The sequence below is a fragment of the Brevibacterium permense genome, from assembly GCF_025506275.1.
GTDB classification, from domain to species: Bacteria; Actinomycetota; Actinomycetes; order Actinomycetales; family Brevibacteriaceae; genus Brevibacterium; species Brevibacterium permense_A.
In genome coordinates, this window is record NZ_QYCP01000068.1 from 14,007 (window position 1) to 30,978 (window position 16,972).

The window sequence follows — 16,972 nt, forward strand, 5'->3', positions numbered from 1 at the left end:
TTTTTTCGATCACCTATGGCGTTACACACATTATGAGCATACACTGGATTCCAACAACAACGATGTTGGTGAACGGAATTCATCCCCATGACCCTCACTCCCGAACGCAACTCCGATCATTCCGATCGGAACGCCGACAACTCCCCGCATACCAGTGGTCACCCGCTGCTGGCCGACGAGGAGTGGGCAGATCTCAGCCGCTTTGCACCCGAGGTCACCTCTTCGATCACTCAGCTGATGAGCCTCAAAGACGAGCTGCGCTCGTTCGATCGCCCCATGGGACCGGATCAGGCCATCATGCTCGCCGATGGGGTCGAGGCGATCACACGCATCAACGATGCATTGTCGACGCTCGCACTCTCCGTCTGCGAACGCGTCGGAACACCCAGCGATTTCGGTGCCAAATCGACGAAGTCGCTCATCGAGAACCGATTCAGCCTCACCGGTGCAGAGGCGAATCGCCGCACCGATATGGCCAAGAACCTCGGCGGACGCGTCGACATGGCCGGACAGGCTCTGCCGCCTCTCTACCCTGTCGTCGCAGATGCGCTCCATGCCGGCACGATCTCCGCCGCCCAGGCGTCTGTCATCGAAGACTGCATGCGCAAACTGCCCTCGTGGGTCAGTCAGACGGTGCGCACCGACGTCGAGACGCGCTTGGTCGACAGTGCGCCCAAGGTCCGCCTCAAGGATCTGCGCGAGATCTTCGGCAAGCTCATGGGCTATATCGACCCGGACGGCGCAGAGCCGAACGACTCGGCCGACCGCTCTGCTTACAACATGTCCATGCGTGCCAAGACCAACGGCGACTGGGAGCTGCGTGGACTGCTCGACCCCGTCACCGGCGGCACTCTCAACGGGCTGCTGACCTCACGAATCCAGTCTGCGGGAGAAGACGACAAGGCCGGTGCCGACTCGGCGACCGGCGCCTCTGGAATCGCGGCCGCAGGCAATCCCGCCACCGTAACCGCTGCTTCTGAGGAAACGAGCTCGCCGCTTCCTGACAAAGAGCTGCTTGAGATCGTCGATGCGGTGCTCTCCGGTGACCGATATGACGCGAAGCGAGTTCCGGAACCCGATCTCAACGCAGCTCGCAGGAGCGGAAATTCGGCAGCCGTCCCCGGCGTCGGCGTTCGTGAGGACGGCGGTTTCGTCGACGTCAGCGCCGAACAGCCTTCGGCGCGCGAATGGATCTACGAACGATTCGCCGGCCTCGTCACGACGATCGACAAGCAGCGGACGGCTGCAGGAGCGCCTTATGCTCTCGTCATCAACGCCACCGCCGAAGATCTGGCCAAAGGAACAGGACACGGCACCACGGGCGCCGACAATCCCATTCCCATCAAGGAACTGATGAGAAACGGCCTCAACGGCTCGCTGTTCTTCCACCTCATGAGCGACAGGGCCAAGACGATGCAGGTGGCCACAGAGCAGCGCTTCGCCAATCGCAAACAGTTGGCAGTGATCACCGCCCGTGATCGAGGTTGCACCTTCCCCGGCTGTGACGCCCCTCCCGGTTGGTGCGATGCCAACCACGTGTTTCCATGGTCGCTCGGCGGCAAGACGGAGATCAACAATCTCGCGCTGCTCTGCAGTTATCATCACCACCTGCTCGACCGCACCGACTGGGACACGGTGATGCTCTTCGACGGGCGACCCGCCTACATTCCGCCCGCCGCAAAGGACCCGGCTCGTAAGCCGATCCTCCACGCCCGCTTCATCGCGGACGACGTCGTCGACTCCCTGTTCGACAAATAGCCGCCCCAACTTTCAGGGGACAGCTGTGCCCACTTTCCAAGTTCAGCCGGATTCACCTCGGTTCAGCCCGGTTCAGCCCGGTTCAGTCCGGTTCGGCCAAGTTCAGTCCGGTTCGGCCAAGTTCAGTCCGGTTCGGCCAAGTTCAGTCCGGTTCGGCCAAGTTCAGCTGCGTGACGGGCGCAGTCGCGTCGGTCAGCCCTTCGAAATCAACGAGGCTCAGACGGATTCAGCCATGTTCGGCCAGCTTCAGCCGCCGAACCGCGAGCCCGGATGTTCATGTCCTCATCGAGGATCAGGAGGTCAGCCGGCATTCCGGGAGCCAACAGGCTGCCGGCACCGACGGCACTGCCCGCCGCCTGCAGAGAATCACCCGACTCCGGCACTCCGCCCACCGCACGCAATGGAACGAGTCCTGCGGACTGCACAGCATCTAGCGGGCTGAGTCCCACCTCGGCGACTGCCCGCTTCACAGCGTCGTCCATCGTCAATGTGGACCCCGCGATGGCGCCCTGAGTGCCGTCTGCGGTGACCAGACGAGCCACCGAATCCTTGACCACGACCGGGAGCGAACCGAGGTGATAACTCCCATCGTGCAGGCCGGTCGCCGCCATGGCATCGGTGATGAGCGCGAGGCGTCCGGGCACGAGTTCGTGGAGCATGCGCGCCACCGGGGCGACGACGTGGACGCCGTCATTGATGAGTTCGACGGTGACATGCTCGGCTTCGGCCGCGGCGAGAACCGGCCCCGGAGCTCGGTGATGGATTCCGGGCATCGCATTGAACGCGTGGGTGAGGATGCTCGCGCCCGCTTCGAAGGCCTGCGCGGTCAGCGCAAAATCGGCAGCCGTGTGACCGATGGCTACACGCACCCCAGCCGCAGAGAACCGGCCGATCGCCTCGAGAGCTCCGGGCAGTTCGGGCGCGATGGTGATCTGCACAAGAGTTCCATCGGCCGCTTCGAGGATCGCTTCGACTGCCTCCGGAGTCGGCGATGTGAGCACTTCGGGCGCATGCGCACCTTTGAAGTCTGGGGAGAGGAACGGGCCTTCGGCGTGCAGGCCCATGACCATGGTCCGATTTCGGACGAGCCCGGCGCCCGCACTCAGGGACTCACACAGCCCCTCGATCGTGTCCGAAACGTAGGACAGCGCGAGCCTGCCGGTACCGTGGGCTCGATGCACGTCGAGGATCGTATCGATCGCCTCGACCCCGCCCTCGGCGCTCGCACCGCCCGCACCGTGACAGTGGATATCGACGAACGCGGGAGCCACGTATCCGCCTGCCGCGTCGATGACCTCGCCTCTCGCCGAGGCGGCCCTTTCCTTCCAGCCGTCCCCGCGGCCCCGTGCCGTGACCGCTCCCTCGGCGACCGCGACCCAGGTGTCCGCGCCGTCCTCGGTGAACGTCGCCCGATCGCCGTCGAGGATGCGCGCATTGTGGATGACCGCCTCGGCGGGGATCTGTTCGGTCTGTGTCATCAGGGTCCTTCCATCGCTCTGCGAACGCCTCATTCAGGGTACGGAATCTGTTGGTGAATTTACTCCGCAGCAGGGTCTCGGCGAGTAGGGCGTCGACGGGCGGGTGCCGACAAATCTGCTGTCGGCTCGCCCGAGGGGCGGACGAACCGGTAGCCGCCCCAGCACGGGTCGCGGACGAGCGAGCTACCGCCCCAGCCCGGGGTGCGGACGAACCGGCTGACGTCTCCACCTCAGGAAACCGACGAACCGGCTGCCGGCTCACCCCAGGGTACGGACTCGGTTCGCGTCGATGCCGAGCACATGCGTATCGAGGAACGCCAGCACGGTGCGATACCAGACCTCGGCGTTCCCGCGGCCGAGGATCCAATGCCCCTCGTCGGGGAAGTAGAGGAACCGATGCTGAGTGTCGCCATCGGCATCGAGCGGAGTCTTCGCCCGAGTGAGCAGGTCCAACCACAGCTCCTGACCCTGACCGATCGGCACCCGGTAGTCCTTGTCGCCGTGGATGACGAGCATCGGCACTTCGATGTCACCGGCGAACAGGTGCGGCGAATACTGCGCCGACTGATCCCGCATCGCCTGATCCCACGACGAATTGTCCGTCGTCCGCCCCATCGACGTGGTGTTCCACAGCGAGGCGTGGGTGACGATGCACTTGAACGCGCTGCCGGTGTGCCCGGCCACCCAGTTGGCCATGTACCCGCCGTAGGACCCGCCGGCCAGTGCGACACGTTCGGAATCGATGTCCGCTCTCTCCCCTGCGGCTTCGGTCAGCGCCATGATGTCGGTGAAGGGAGTGCCGCCGAGCTGCTGCTGACCGCGGTCGATCATCGCCTGCCCGTAGCCGGTGGAGATCGCCGGATCCGGCAGCAGCACCGCATAGCCGGCAGCAGCGAAGGGACCCGGGTTCCACCGGTAGGTCCACGCATTCCACGATCCCCACGGTCCGCCGTGGGCGAAGACGACGAGCGGATGCGGCCCCTCCCCCTCCGGGAGCACCAGCCACGCACGGATCGGCGTGCCGTCTTCGGCACGGACCTCCACCTCGGTGGGGGTGCCTTCCTCGTCGAGCACCGTCGCCGGGTTCGCGAGCTCGCTGATGACCCCGGTTCCGAGGTCGACGGAGATCGGCAGCGGTGCGACATCGATCGCCGAGGCGGTCGCCACGACCGTGTCCTCGCGCAGGGCCAGCCCCGAGAACGAATACTTCTGATCGACTCCCCCGACCAGCCGCCGAGGCTGCGCATCGTTGATGTCACCGATGAAGATGCTGCCGCGACCATGATCATCCGCGGTGGCCACGATGGTCGAATCGTCCGCCCAGATCGGGGAGAACCAGAAATCAGCATCCGGCCACACAGGATTCAGTTCCGCGGTCTCGAGATCGAGGACCATGAGTTCGGCCGCGAGGTTGGTCTGCGGAGTCCAGTTCTGTATGCGAGTGACCAGTGCTTTCGTCCCGTCCGGGCTGATGGCCTCGATGTCGAAGCTGTGATCGGCAGCCGGTTTCGTCAGACGGTGCAGTTCGGGCTCCCCGTCGAGGTCCACGCGCCAGATCTCACTGGCCTCGAGCTGACCGGGGATCGGCTTCTCGAGCTGGACGAGGGCGAAGCGGGCCCCATCGTCGACGGCCCAATCGACCAAACGGCCAGACGGCAGGGACAGGTACCGGAAGTCCAAGCCCGCCGGGGCGCTCAGCTCGTCACTGACTTCCGGAAAGTCGGCCGCCGCCTCATCGAGGGTGGCCACGGCCAGGGTCTGCCGCCCCGGCCCCAGATCATGGTCCCAGCGACGGACGGGGAAACCGGTGTGGAGGATTCCGCTGACCTTCGCGTCGCTGCGTTCGGAGCTGAATTCCTGATGGTCGTTCTCGTCGGCGGCCCACGTATGGACGGGGAACTCGACGATGATGGTCTCGCCCTTGACCTCGATGCGGGAGAAGCCGCCCTCATGATCGGCCAGCTTGCGGGCCTCACCGTTGTCCGGTAGAGCCCACAGGCTCGGAGACTCGGCATCCTTGCCGTCCTCGCCCTTGCGTTTGGAGGCGAAGACGATCGTGCCGTTCTCGCTCAGCGCAGCTGGCCCCACGGACTGGTCACCGCGAGTGATGCGTCGGGGCGTCTCCCCGCTGATATCGGCGAGGTGGCTGAGGGAGGCATTCCCCTCGGAGTTGAGAAACGAGTACTGGGCGATGACGCGGCCGCTCTGATTCGTCAAGAGGCCTTGCAGGCGGCGGGCGTCGAGGAGTCGGGTCACTGCGTCGTGGGTCGTCATCTTCCCATCCTAGATCCCCGCGCAGATTCCGGGGCGAAATCCAGAGAAACCCCAGATCGCAGAGGCGGTAGGCCGCTGTGATGACCGACCGGGGTCACCGAGGCGGTCGACCGGATCGCGGGCGCACTATCCTCGCGGGCGCATCAACTTCGCGAACGCCTGATCGCCACGTCGTTCGGTGCTCACTGGCACGTCAGTGGAAGCTCGGTGACGGGACCTTCTCACCATCGATCGTCACCGTCGGCAGCATCTTCTTGAAGTCCTCCGCCACTTCGGTGTTCGTCTTCGGTGTGCGCATCTCGATGGACAGATTCACCAGGCGCCCGTTGATCTTGTACCCCGTCTGCACCCCGAAGGCATAAGTCGGTTCGTTGTTGATAGCGAGGATCTCGGTCGGACCGAGTTCACCCTGATAGCTCCAGAACTCGCCCGCGGCCAGAGACCCTGTCTGCTCGGCCAACACCTGTGAGTCCTGTTCGGAGAAGTTGTAACGCCTCTTCTGATCGACGACTTCCTGAGCACTGTCACCGTATTCGTCGGTGCAGTTGACGAGGATGGTATCGCCGCGAGTGGGGTCTTCGCCATGGTTGAAGACATGGAACTGCTCGGTGCTCCCGGTGCTGTCTCGCCAGTCATCGCCGATTGCGAAGGTGATTTCGACCGGACAGCTGCTGCCGAACGTCACTGAGGTCTTCGTCATCCCCTCGGGGATGCCGGCTTCGGTGGGCTTGCCCGTGGGCTCGGGACCGGCGGTCTCCTGCACGCCGATCCGCACCGGCCCTGCGGACTTGTCTTCCGTGCGGATCTGGAAGACCGAGCATCCGCTGAGGACGACTGTCAGTGCGAGTGTGCCGGCGGCCGCGGCTCGTCGCGCCGAGGCGGGTCTGCCCGAGACAGGACTCCCCGATGCGCTTCTTTTCGCCGCGAGGATCCCCACTGATGAGGTATCCGATGCCGTGCGCCCAGTCACTGGTGTCACTGCTGGTCACCTCGGCGGCGACGGTCTGGGTACCCCGCTTCCGGGCCGTTCTGATTCGGCTGAGCCGGCCCGTACCCGTGCTGAGGCGCCTTCGGACCAGGACTGGGCTGGCTTCCGACAGGTGGTTGGGCGGTGGGCTGGGGGCGGCTGGCAGGCTGGCTGCCTGCAGGCGGCTGACCGTTGTACGGAGCACCGGGCTGGCTGCCGACGGGCGGCTGCCCGAAGTTCTGGGGTCCCGAATTGGGCTGACCTCCCGCGTAGGGCTGGCCGAAGTTCTGCGGACCGGAATTGGGCTGACTGCCCACAGGTGGCTGGCCGAAGTTCTGCTGACCCGAGTGCGGCTGACTTCCGACCGGAGGCTGTCCGGGCTGTTGCAGGCCGGAACTATGAGGACCCGAGTTCGGCTGGCTGCCGACCGGCGGCTGCCCATAGCCTGGGTTCTGTCCTCCGCCGTTCGGGGCCCGCCGTGGCGGTTTGAACTGCGAATGCTGACCGGAATCCGGCGGGAACCCACCGGAGACGGATTCTCCCGTCCGTCGATTGACCAGGTTCCCGTCGACCCGCTCGAGACGACGCTTCGACGTCCGACGCGGAGTGCCGAGGATCCGTCCCTGCAGTTCGGCTTCATTGGGCTGACGCGGAGGCAGGAATCCGGGCGCCTGCCGCGGATCAGCCTGCTGCACCGGCTGCACCGCATGCGAACCGGCAGCGACCCGATCCATATGATCCGACATCTGCGGAACGGTCACGGGCGCGGCATCGGCAAGGACAGGGAGAACCATGCGCACCGAGGTGCCCACACCCTCCTGGCTGAAGAGCTGCACGGATCCGCCGTGCCGTGTGACGATGGCGCGCACGAGCGAGAGACCCATGCCCGAACCGGCGACCGCGCGTACACGTGAACCGCGAGAGAGCTCGTCCCAGACGTTCTCCTGTTCGGCCAGCGGGATGCCGCTGCCCGTATCCGCGACCTCGACGACGACCCAGCGGTGTCCGTCGATGATCTGCTCATTGGCGCGCAGCTCGACGACTTCGGCCTGCGACGAGTATTTGAGAGCATTGCCCAACAGGTTGAGGATCGCAGTGAGCAGCAGATCCTCCTCACCAGCGACATCGGGCAGCCGCCACGGAGCACGGGCGACAGTCGCCACAATCATCCGGTCCTCGGCTCCCGGCGCCGTCGATGCATCTTCGACGGCCTGATGGATGAGCGCATCCAGATCGACGCGGGCGTATTCGATGATGCGTGTCTCGACGTCGGCGAGCTTGCGCAGATCGGCCAGCAGTCGGGCGACCCGGCGCGAGGACACGTCGACCTGCTTGGCGGCCGGCTCAACCTCGCTCAGCGTGCCGCCGTCGCGGACGACCTCCCGGATGCTCGCCGCCGAGGTGCGCAGCGCCGTCAGCGGATTCTTCAGCTCATGGTCGAGTCGGATGAGCATCCGGTTGCGCTTCGTCATCGAGTCCTCGGCCGCGGCCGTCTCGATGGATTCCCGCTGCGCGGCCTCACGTCTCTGCAGATACCGCCAGCCGAACCAGGCACCGACGGCGAGACCACCGAGCACGATGACGAGCAGCAGCAGGAACAGCCAGACCTGGATCTCGAAGACAAGGAAGTTCGTCATAGACGGCTCTGTCCGTCTTCGCCGCGGACCTCACCGACGAAACGATAGCCGCGCCCCTGCACGGTGGCGATCCACCGCGGTTCTGCGGCGTCCTCGCCGAGCACACGACGCAGCTCGGCGACCCGGGAGTCCACGGCGCGGGTGCCCACGGCCTCTTCGAATCCCCACAGCACTTCGAGCAGGCGGGAGCGTTCGATGAGTTCGTCCTTGTGCACCATGAGGTACTCGAGCAGGGTGAAGCCCTTCGGGGTGATGACGAGTTCACGCTGCCCCAACCACGCCCGGCGTCCGACACGGTCGACGCGCAGGCCGAAGCTGGACACGAGCACCGGCGCCGTGGCCAAGGGCGGGCCGTCATTGCGGGTCCTGCGCAGCACGGCACGGATGCGCGCGACGAGCTCGTGCGGATCGAAGGGTTTGTTGAGGTAGTCGTCGGCGCCCTCTTCGAGCGCCATCGCCCGCTCGACGCCCTCGCCGACCTGGGTCAGCAGCAGCACCGGAACCCAGTTCTCCTCTTGGCGCAGGCGGCGCAGCACCTGCCGGCCGTCGGCTCCGGGCATGAGCACGTCGAGGACGCACACATCGGGTCTGTGACGATGGATCTCGTCGAGAGCGAGCAGTCCGTCGCTGGCAGGCAGCACCCTGAAACCGGAGCGCTCGAGGAACGGTACGACCGCTCCGAGGACGTCGGGCTCATCATCGGCGACTAAGACGAGTGGTTGGGGCTCGGAGTGATTGTCAGCCGTCATGGTGGTCTGTTCCGGTTCCTCTCTGGCGTTCCCAGGCGATCTCTCGGGCCTCGGCACGGTCGACCGCCTCGGCGAGTTCATCTCGGTACAGCATAGAACGACGCAGGTGCTTGGTGCGATAGCCGGCGCGGCCGACCATATGGGTGGCGACGGGAATCGTCACGAGCTGGAAGGAGATGATGATCGCCAGAGTCGTCACCGTCGCCCAAGTCGGGAACTGGATCGCGATCGCCACGGCGACGAGCACCAGGCCCAGCACCTGGGGTTTCGCGCTCGCGTGCATTCGCGAGAGAAGGTCGCCGAAGCGGACGAGACCGACCGCGGCGGCCAGGGACAGGACCGCGCCGAGGAAGACGAGCACGGCCGAGATGATGTCAAGAACCACGATTGCTCTCCTGCCCGTCGCCATCCGACACGTGCTCGGCGTCATCGGGCCCCGGGTCGGGTCCGGTGCCCTCGCCCTCTCCGCCGCTGTCGGCGTGGGCGTCGTAGGTGGGATCCGCGATCTCGGTGACGTCATCGCTGGGTCGAGCCTGGGGCACAGAGGTCGATCCGGGACTCGACTCCTCCGCATCACGGGGCATGTGCCAGTCGGAGGCACTGAACTCGGACAGGGCCCCCGCCTCGGCGCCGGGAGTCATCGAATCGGACTTCGACACATACCGCGACACGCTCACCGAACCGACGAAGCCGAGCATCGCGAGCACGATGAGCACGGGCAGCAGATCCGTCCGGTCGGACAGCGCCATATACCCGCCGAGGCCGCACATGATCGCCGCCAGCACGACGTCGGTGCCGATCATGCGGTCGAGGATCGACGGACCGCGGACGATCCGGAAGAGCGCAATGACCACCGAGGCGGCCAACAGCACCGAACCGGCGATGACGAGGGAGTGGAGGACGATCTCACTCATGAGCGGCCTCCTTCGGTCTCGGCCAGCGGATCCGGTCTGGCCCGCAGGGCGGCGAGGTCACGGTGCGAACCGAGAGTGCGGATGAGCAGCTCTTCGATGTAGTAGACCTGCGCTTTCGCCTTGCGCACCTTCTCCTCGGAATCGCAGTCGAGGAAGTGCAGGTAGAGCATGCCCATGGCGCGATCGCTGTCGATGATGATCGACCCGGGGATGAGGCTGGCGGTATCGGCGATGAGGGTGAGCACGAGGTCCGAGCTCGTGCGCAGATCGCAGGCGACGACGGACCCGGCGCCGACCGCTTTGCGACGGAACGCATACCAGGCGACTTCGATGGAGGCGTGGAGAACCGAATAGAGGAACCACAGACCGAACACCAACGCATGCCAGACGTTGAACCGTCCGGAGAGCACAACGGGCGGGAGGTAGAAAACGCGCGTGATGACGAAGGCCAGCAAGATTCCGGTGACCACGGTGACCACAGTGATCGAATCCCACAGCATCAGCCACAGCAGAACCAGCGAGACCAGCAGCACGAGCTGCTGGATGAATCCGCGGCCCCGGCTCATCCGCGCCCGGTTCGCCGGCACCCGGTCCTGACCCATCGCCCGGTCCTGTGCCGCTGCCCGGTCCTGGCCGTGGACTCGGTCCTGGCCGTCAGCTCGGGTCTGTCCCTGGTCTCGGTCGGGGCTCATCACTCATCACCTCCGAGCACGTTCGTGACGTAGTCGATCGGTGTCGAGAGGTTCTCGGCCGCTCGGTTCGACATGTCCCACAGAGGTTCGGCGGCGACGGTGAGAACGATGGAGGCGATCACCACCACCGAGGTGGCCGCCACCATGGCAGGGGGAACGCCGATCTGAGATTTCCACTTCTTTCCCGCCAGCAGCGTCTTCTTCCGCTCCCTGAACTCCTCGACGAGGTCCTCGTTCGGCTCCTCCGCATCGGCCGGATCACGCCAGAATGCGAGGTTGAAGGTACGTCCGATGACATAGAGAGTGAGCAGACTCGTCACGGTGCCGGCGACGATGAGAACGGTCGGCAGCCACGCGTGGTCCTCGAAGCCGGCGAGGAAGAGTGCGACCTTGCCGATGAAACCGGAGAACGGCGGAATGCCGGAGAGGTTGAGAGCCGGGATGAAGAAGATGATCGTGATCACCGGCGAGAGCGCCATGAGACCGCCGAGCGACCTCGTGGAGGTGGACCCGCCGCGCATTTCGACGAGGCCGATGGCCAGGAACAGCGCGGTCTGGACGATGATGTGGTGAACCGTGTAGTAGATCGCCGCAGACAGGCCGACATTCGTGCCCAGCGCCACGCCGAAGAGCATATAGCCGATATGGGAGACCAGGGTGAAGGACACGATCCTCTTGATCTCCGACTGTGCGATGGCGCCGAAGATGCCCACGAGCATCGTCAGGCCGGCCGCGATGAGCAGCGGCACCCGCAGGGAGGAATCGGCGAACAGCAGGGTCTCCGTGCGGATGATCGCATAGATGCCGACCTTCGTCAGCAGTCCAGCGAAGACCGCTGTGACCGGTGCCGGTGCCGTCGGATAGGAGTCGGGCAGCCAGAAGGACAGCGGGAAGATCGCGGCCTTGATGCCGAAGCCCAGCAGCAGGAGGACGTGGAGGATCATCTGCACATCGGCCGGCAGGTCCGAGATCCTCTCGGACAGCTGCGCCATATTCACTGTGCCGCACGCGGCGTAGATGACACCTATGGCGGCGAGGAAGATCACCGAGGACACAAGCGAGATGATCACATAGGTGACTCCCGCCCGGATCCGCTCCGCCGTGGCACCGAGGGTGAGCAGCACATAGGAGGCGACGAGGAACATCTCGAAGCCGACATAGAGATTGAACAGGTCTCCGGCGAGGAACGAGTTCGCAATGCCCGCGCACAGCACCAGATAGCTGGGGTTGAACACCGAGATCGGAGTCTCGTTCGAATCGTCGTTGGCGTCCTGACTCAGGGCGTAGACGAGCACGCACAGTGTGACCAGTGCAGACACGATGAGCATGAGAGCCGACAGCCGGTCGGCGACGAGCACGATGCCCGCAGGAGGCTGCCACCCGCCGATCGCCACGACCTGCGGCCCATGCGCATCGACTCCGAAGAGGAGCATCGTGGCGATGGCCATGACCGCGACCAGGATCGCGATCGACACGACGTTCTGCGCCCGCGTGTGCTTCGACAGGATGAGCGCGATTCCGGCGCCGATGAGCGGCAGCAGAACCGGCAGCGGAACGAGCACGGGCAGAAGATCGATCATGTGTCGTCTCCCTGCTGTTTCGCGTCCTTGGCCTCTTCGGTGACCTCGGCCTCCTCGGCGCTGTGCGCTTCCGTCTGCGAGTCCACGGCCTCCTCGGCGATGGCATCGGCTTCGGCCGGGGTCGACGCGTCCTCGATGTACTCGGCGAGGTCCTCGCGCTCTGCGGGCGTGCCGTCGTCGTCGAGGTCGATGGCACCGGTGATCGGGGACTCCGCTTCGTCACCGAACTCCGTGTCGTCGTAGTCGGTGCTCGCCTCCGCCTCGGAGTCGATGAGCTTCGTGATCGCCACCTGGAGGTCGGTGTCGTCATCCTGCAGCGAATCGGCGCGCATCAGCCTCCAAGAGCGGTAGATCATCGCCAGCAGGAACGCCGTCACGGAGAAGGTGATGACGATGGCCGTGAGGACGAGGGCGTGCGGCAGCGGATCGGACATGCCTTCGGTCGACAGGTTCTCTCCGTCGGTCAGGGGTGGGGAACCGCGGCCGGCAGTCAGGATGATGAGCAGGTTCGCTCCGTTGCCGAGCAGGATGAAGCCGAGCAGAACGCGGGTCAGGGAGCGTTCGAGCATGAGGTAGATGCCGGCGGCGAAGAGGACGCCCATGGCCAGGACCATGATGAAGGGGACGCTCATAGGCGGCCTCCTTCCGCACCGTTGTCGACGTCGAGTTCGTTGACGCGGTCGATGATCTCGGACACGGCCCGGTGTTCGGCTGTGGCGCCCATGTCCTCGGAGAAGTTCACATTGTCGTGGATGCGGTTGGTCAGCATCGCCTCGTCGCGCTCCTGGTGCAGATCGACCTCGGCTCCCAGCGAGCGGAGGATGTCGAGCATGAGGCCGACGACGATGAGATAGACGCCGATATCGAAGAACGTCGACGTACCGAAGGACAGGTGGCCCAACACCGGCAGATCACCCTCGATGTAGACGGACTCGAAGACCGTCCCACCCCAGATCCACCCGCCGATGACGGTGAGGATCGCGGTCACAAGACCGGTGCCCAGCATTCCCGAGGGAGTGAAGGGGGCCGCCTCGGCGAGTTCGTACTTGCCTCCGGCGAGGTAGCGGACGACGAGCGCGAGCCCGGCGACGAGGCCGCCGGCGAATCCGCCGCCCGGATCGTTGTGGCCGGCGAAGAGAAGGTAGACGGAGAAGACGATGACGGCGTGGAAGATCAGGCGGGCAGTGACCTCGAGGATGATCGACCGATTGCGCGGAGCCAGGGTCCGTCCGGCGATGAGCCAGGACGCACGCTTCTGCGACAGCCCCTCCCCACGGCCGGCATGGTGGAGGTCGACGACGTCCTCGGCCACGGGTTGGAAGCGGATGCGACCGGCCGTCTCGGTGCCGTCTTTCTTCCGTTCGAACCGGTGCAGGTGGCCTTCGCGACCACGGACGAAGATGAGGCCTGCGATACCGGTTCCGGCGGCCACGAGCACCGAGATCTCGCCCATCGTGTCCCACGCGCGGATATCGACGAGGGTGACATTGACGATGTTCTTGCCGTGACCGAGCTCGTAGGCGAGCTGACCGAAGTCGATGGAGATCGGATCGGCCATGCGCACACCGGAGGCGATGAGGACCACGAGCATCATGGTGATGCCCACGGCACCGCCGATGATCGCCCGCCAGGCGGGGGTGAGTCGACCGGTCGACTCGCCGATGCGCGCCGGCAGCCGGCGGAGGACGAGGACGAAGACGACGATCGTGATGGTCTCGACGAGCACTTGGGTCAGGGCCAGGTCGGGAGCGCCGACGAAGGCGAAGTAGGCGACCATGGCGTAGCCGGAGATGCCGGTGACGACGACGGCGGTGAACCGCTTCTTGGCTCGGGTGGCACCGATCGCGACGATGACGAGCACGGCCGCGACGATGAGGTCCAGCGGGGTGTCCCAGAGCCGGAATGAGATGTTCCACGTGTCGTTGGAGATGATCGCCAGTCCCAGTCCGGCGACGAGGACGAGGTAGACCACGCCTTGGTAGAACGGCAGTGAACCGCGCTGGGTGCGGGCGGTGACCCACAGCGCCAGGGCCTCCATCCAGCCGATGAGCATTCGGTAGAGCTCGTGGAAGTCCAGTCCCGACGGCAGCGTCGCCTGCACCTTCGCGAAGGGACGGCGGTAGATGAACAGAGCGAGGCCTGCGGCGACGGTGACGGCGGTGAAGGCGAGCGCCGGTTCGAATCCGTGCCACAGCGCGAGGTGGTAGTGCCCATCGCCTTCGGCCACGGCCGGCAGCTCGGAGGTCCACGCGGAGAAGTAGCCGTCGAGCAGTCCGACTCCCGGGCCGAGCGCCAGAGTCAGTGCGGTGAGGATGAGCGGGGAGACGACGAGGGTGAGCTTCTCGTCGCGGCGGGCGATGTCGTCGACTCCGGGCTTCGAGGAGAACGCACCCCAGACGAAACGGGCCGAGTAGGCGACGGTGAGGATCGAGCCGATCATGATGCCGATGAAGGCGATGACCGAGGCCTTGTCCGGCGAGGACAGAAGGGTCGAGTACGCGGCTTCCTTCGCCGCGAAGCCGAGCAGAGGGGGCAGTCCGGCCATCGAGGCGGCAGCGATCGTTGCGCACACGGCGACGACGGGGAAGGCCTTCCAGCCGCCGGAGAGCTTCGTCAGGTCACGGGTGCCGGCACGGTGGTCGATGATTCCGACGCACAGGAACAGACACGACTTGAAAAGGGCGTGGGCGATGAGCAGACCCAAGGCTGCCTTCGTGATGTCCGGAGTGCCGAACGAGGCCATGGTGGTGAGGAATCCGAGCTGCGAGACCGTACCGAAGGCCAGCAGCAGTTTGAGGTCGGTCTGCTTCAGCGCCTGCCAACCGCCGATGAACATCGTCAGCAGACCCAGGGTGAGCAGCACCTCGGACCAGCCGGGGATGTTGTTGTAGCCCGGCGCCAGGCGCAGGACGAGGTAGATTCCCGCCTTGACCATGGCCGCGGCGTGCAGATAGGCGCTCACCGGAGTGGGTGCGGCCATGGCGCCGGGCAGCCAGAAGTGGAACGGCATGAGCGCGGACTTCGAGATCGCTCCGACGAGGATGAGGATGACGGCGGAGACGATGATTCCGCCGGTGTCCATGCCCGACTGGGCCCGGTCGATCAGGGTCGAGATCTGCCCGGTGCCGGTGGCGGTGATGAGCAGGATCATGCCCACGAGCATGGCCAGCCCGCCTGCGGTGGTGACGATGAGGGCCTGCAGTGCCGCTTGCCTGGAGCGGCGGCGGGACTGGCTGTGCCCGATGAGCAGGTAGGAGAAGACGGTGGTGCCTTCCCAGAACAGGTAGAGCATGAGCAGTTCGTCGGCGATGACGAGCCCGTACATCATTCCGGCGAAGGCCATGAAGATTCCCGCGAACCGGGCCAGTCCCGGCTCGTCGGGCGGGAAGTAGCGTGCACAGTAGACGAAGACGAGGGCTCCGACCCCGGTCACCAGCAGCGTCATGATCCAGGAGAGCACGTCGAGGCGGAAGATACCGGCGAGACCGAGCTCGGGCAGCCAGTCGAGATTCTCCACGACCGGCGGGGCGGCGGGGCCGAAGATCTCTGGGATCGTCGATAGGCTCCACAGCAGTCCCGCGAAGGGGACGAGAGCGAGGAAGAAGAAAGCGTTGCGGCCGAGCAGGCGAACCAGAGGGTAGGCGATGACAGATGCCCCGAAGAGGGCCCCTGTCATGACTATCACCGGCGGCCACCTCCGTCATATGCCTGTTTGTGAGAAAAGCTCGTCATGTCATTTTCGCACGAACAGGTGTCGTTTCCCCAATTGCTGAGTGTGAGCTGAGACAGGCTCTGCCCCGACACGACACCGATCACGCCCGTATCCGACGGCTGGTCACGCGCGTATCCGACGGCTGGTCACGCGCGCAGCTGTCTGCTGGTCACGAGGAAGCCGTTCTCGTCGAGACCGATGCCGTCCGAGCCGACGAGCAGCTCGGCTCCGATCGCATCTGTCAGTTCGGCCACCCGACCGCGCATCCGTCGGAAGCGACGACCCTGGTTCGGCTGATAGCGCTTCGACTCGGTGTCCATCCAGTGCACGTGGTATTCGATCTGCGGGGCGTCGGTGTGGGCGGCGACGATCGGCGGAACCCACTCGGCTTCCATCACGCGGATCTCGAGGCTGCCGGCGGATTCATCGATCTCGCCGAGCGGGACGAGCAGGGCATAGCCGTCGAGGATGACCGGGGCGGAAGGGTCGAAGAGCGGATCGTCGATGCTCGCTTGGGCCAGCACACCCTCGTCGGGTGTGGGCAGAGCCTGCTGGAAGGCGTGCGGGGCATGGCGGCGCACGAGGTCGAGCGCGACCGGCGGCGCCATCCAGTAGGAGGAGTAGATGTAGAGGTCGACCTTCGCCTCCGGGTCGGGGATGATCACCCGTGTCGGCAGTCCGGGTTCGTCGGCCAGGCGCACACCGGTGTGTAGGCGGGAGGCGACGGACAGCATGAGGCTGAGCATCCGCTCCTCCTCCCGGTCCGGCATTCCGTTGGGGAAGGCCTCGTGGAGTCCGTCGGCGTCGGCGAACCAGTCCGGCGGCGGGGCCGGCTGACGGTCCCTGGGACAGTCAATGACGATGGCATGCCGAGCCCAGTCAGGGACTTCGAGCGCGGCGGCATCTGCTGGGTCGAGGGAAGCCCCGGAGCTCAGTCGGGAGTGCCGGCTCAGTCGCAGCTGCCCGTGCTCGTCGAGCACGGGGCGCAGATCGGGCAGCTTGTTGTGGATGAGCGCGAGCACGTCGGAGACCTCGACCGCATCATCGAGGAGGATGAGGTGGAAACCGCGCAGATCCGCCGAGGTAGCTGTGTCCTCGGGCGCGGACGTGTCACCGCCGTATCCGGGCCGTCCCGTCGACGGCATCCCGGTCCGCCGACGGCTCGCGGCCTGAGCGTCGGAGGCAGGGGGCACGGGGGCGGAGGCATCTGT

At 65.6% G+C, this 16,972-nt stretch carries 13 protein-coding genes; 1 reads left to right on the plus strand and 12 read right to left on the minus strand.

Annotated features, from left to right (window positions below; genetic code table 11):
• The first annotated feature begins 87 nt into the window (after positions 1-87).
• Positions 88-1,758, plus strand: a complete 1,671-nt coding sequence (locus D3I60_RS02620) for an HNH endonuclease signature motif containing protein (RefSeq protein WP_262774603.1) — start codon at positions 88-90, stop codon at positions 1,756-1,758.
• 206 nt (positions 1,759-1,964) lie between these two features.
• Here D3I60_RS02620 and D3I60_RS02625 read toward each other — a convergent pair whose 3' ends face one another.
• The 12 genes from D3I60_RS02625 to D3I60_RS02680 all read right to left on the minus strand — a co-directional run bounded on the left by D3I60_RS02625 (position 1,965) and on the right by D3I60_RS02680 (position 16,906).
• Complete coding sequence (locus D3I60_RS02625) at positions 1,965-3,236, minus strand: N-acetylglucosamine-6-phosphate deacetylase (RefSeq protein ID WP_262774604.1); 1,272 nt, start codon at positions 3,234-3,236, stop codon at positions 1,965-1,967.
• A gap of 258 nt (positions 3,237-3,494) precedes the next feature.
• Positions 3,495-5,510 (minus strand): S9 family peptidase, encoded by a 2,016-nt coding sequence (locus tag D3I60_RS02630; RefSeq protein ID WP_262774605.1) that lies wholly within the window; start codon positions 5,508-5,510, stop codon positions 3,495-3,497.
• A gap of 193 nt (positions 5,511-5,703) precedes the next feature.
• Positions 5,704-6,489, minus strand: a complete 786-nt coding sequence (locus tag D3I60_RS02635) for a hypothetical protein (protein ID WP_262774606.1) — start codon at positions 6,487-6,489, stop codon at positions 5,704-5,706.
• Positions 6,486-8,114: a sensor histidine kinase gene (locus D3I60_RS02640; RefSeq protein WP_262774607.1), complete on the minus strand. Its 1,629-nt coding sequence runs from the start codon at positions 8,112-8,114 to the stop codon at positions 6,486-6,488. Before D3I60_RS02640 ends, D3I60_RS02635 begins: the two co-directional genes overlap by 4 nt.
• Positions 8,111-8,863: a response regulator transcription factor gene (locus D3I60_RS02645; protein WP_262774608.1), complete on the minus strand. Its 753-nt coding sequence runs from the start codon at positions 8,861-8,863 to the stop codon at positions 8,111-8,113. Before D3I60_RS02645 ends, D3I60_RS02640 begins: the two co-directional genes overlap by 4 nt.
• Positions 8,853-9,248 carry a monovalent cation/H(+) antiporter subunit G gene (gene mnhG / locus D3I60_RS02650; RefSeq protein ID WP_262774609.1) on the minus strand — a complete coding sequence of 132 codons (396 nt, stop codon included), beginning with the start codon at positions 9,246-9,248 and terminating at the stop codon, positions 8,853-8,855. Before mnhG ends, D3I60_RS02645 begins: the two co-directional genes overlap by 11 nt.
• On the minus strand, positions 9,238-9,777 hold the full coding sequence (locus D3I60_RS02655) for a monovalent cation/H+ antiporter complex subunit F (protein WP_262774610.1): 540 nt from the start codon (positions 9,775-9,777) through the stop codon (positions 9,238-9,240). Before D3I60_RS02655 ends, mnhG begins: the two co-directional genes overlap by 11 nt.
• The gene (locus D3I60_RS02660; protein ID WP_262774611.1) at positions 9,774-10,469 is read right to left on the minus strand and encodes a Na+/H+ antiporter subunit E; all 696 of its coding nucleotides are present in this window, start codon (positions 10,467-10,469) and stop codon (positions 9,774-9,776) included. The genes D3I60_RS02655 and D3I60_RS02660 overlap by 4 nt, the downstream gene beginning before the upstream one ends.
• Positions 10,469-12,049 carry a Na+/H+ antiporter subunit D gene (locus D3I60_RS02665; protein ID WP_262774612.1) on the minus strand — a complete coding sequence of 527 codons (1,581 nt, stop codon included), beginning with the start codon at positions 12,047-12,049 and terminating at the stop codon, positions 10,469-10,471. The genes D3I60_RS02660 and D3I60_RS02665 overlap by 1 nt, the downstream gene beginning before the upstream one ends.
• On the minus strand, positions 12,046-12,681 hold the full coding sequence (locus D3I60_RS02670) for a Na(+)/H(+) antiporter subunit C (protein ID WP_262774613.1): 636 nt from the start codon (positions 12,679-12,681) through the stop codon (positions 12,046-12,048). Before D3I60_RS02670 ends, D3I60_RS02665 begins: the two co-directional genes overlap by 4 nt.
• Positions 12,678-15,725 carry a Na+/H+ antiporter subunit A gene (locus D3I60_RS02675; RefSeq protein ID WP_262774615.1) on the minus strand — a complete coding sequence of 1,016 codons (3,048 nt, stop codon included), beginning with the start codon at positions 15,723-15,725 and terminating at the stop codon, positions 12,678-12,680. The genes D3I60_RS02670 and D3I60_RS02675 overlap by 4 nt, the downstream gene beginning before the upstream one ends.
• Positions 15,726-15,907: 182 nt before the next feature.
• Positions 15,908-16,906 carry a hypothetical protein gene (locus tag D3I60_RS02680; RefSeq protein ID WP_262774616.1) on the minus strand — a complete coding sequence of 333 codons (999 nt, stop codon included), beginning with the start codon at positions 16,904-16,906 and terminating at the stop codon, positions 15,908-15,910.
• Positions 16,907-16,972: the final 66 nt, after the last annotated feature.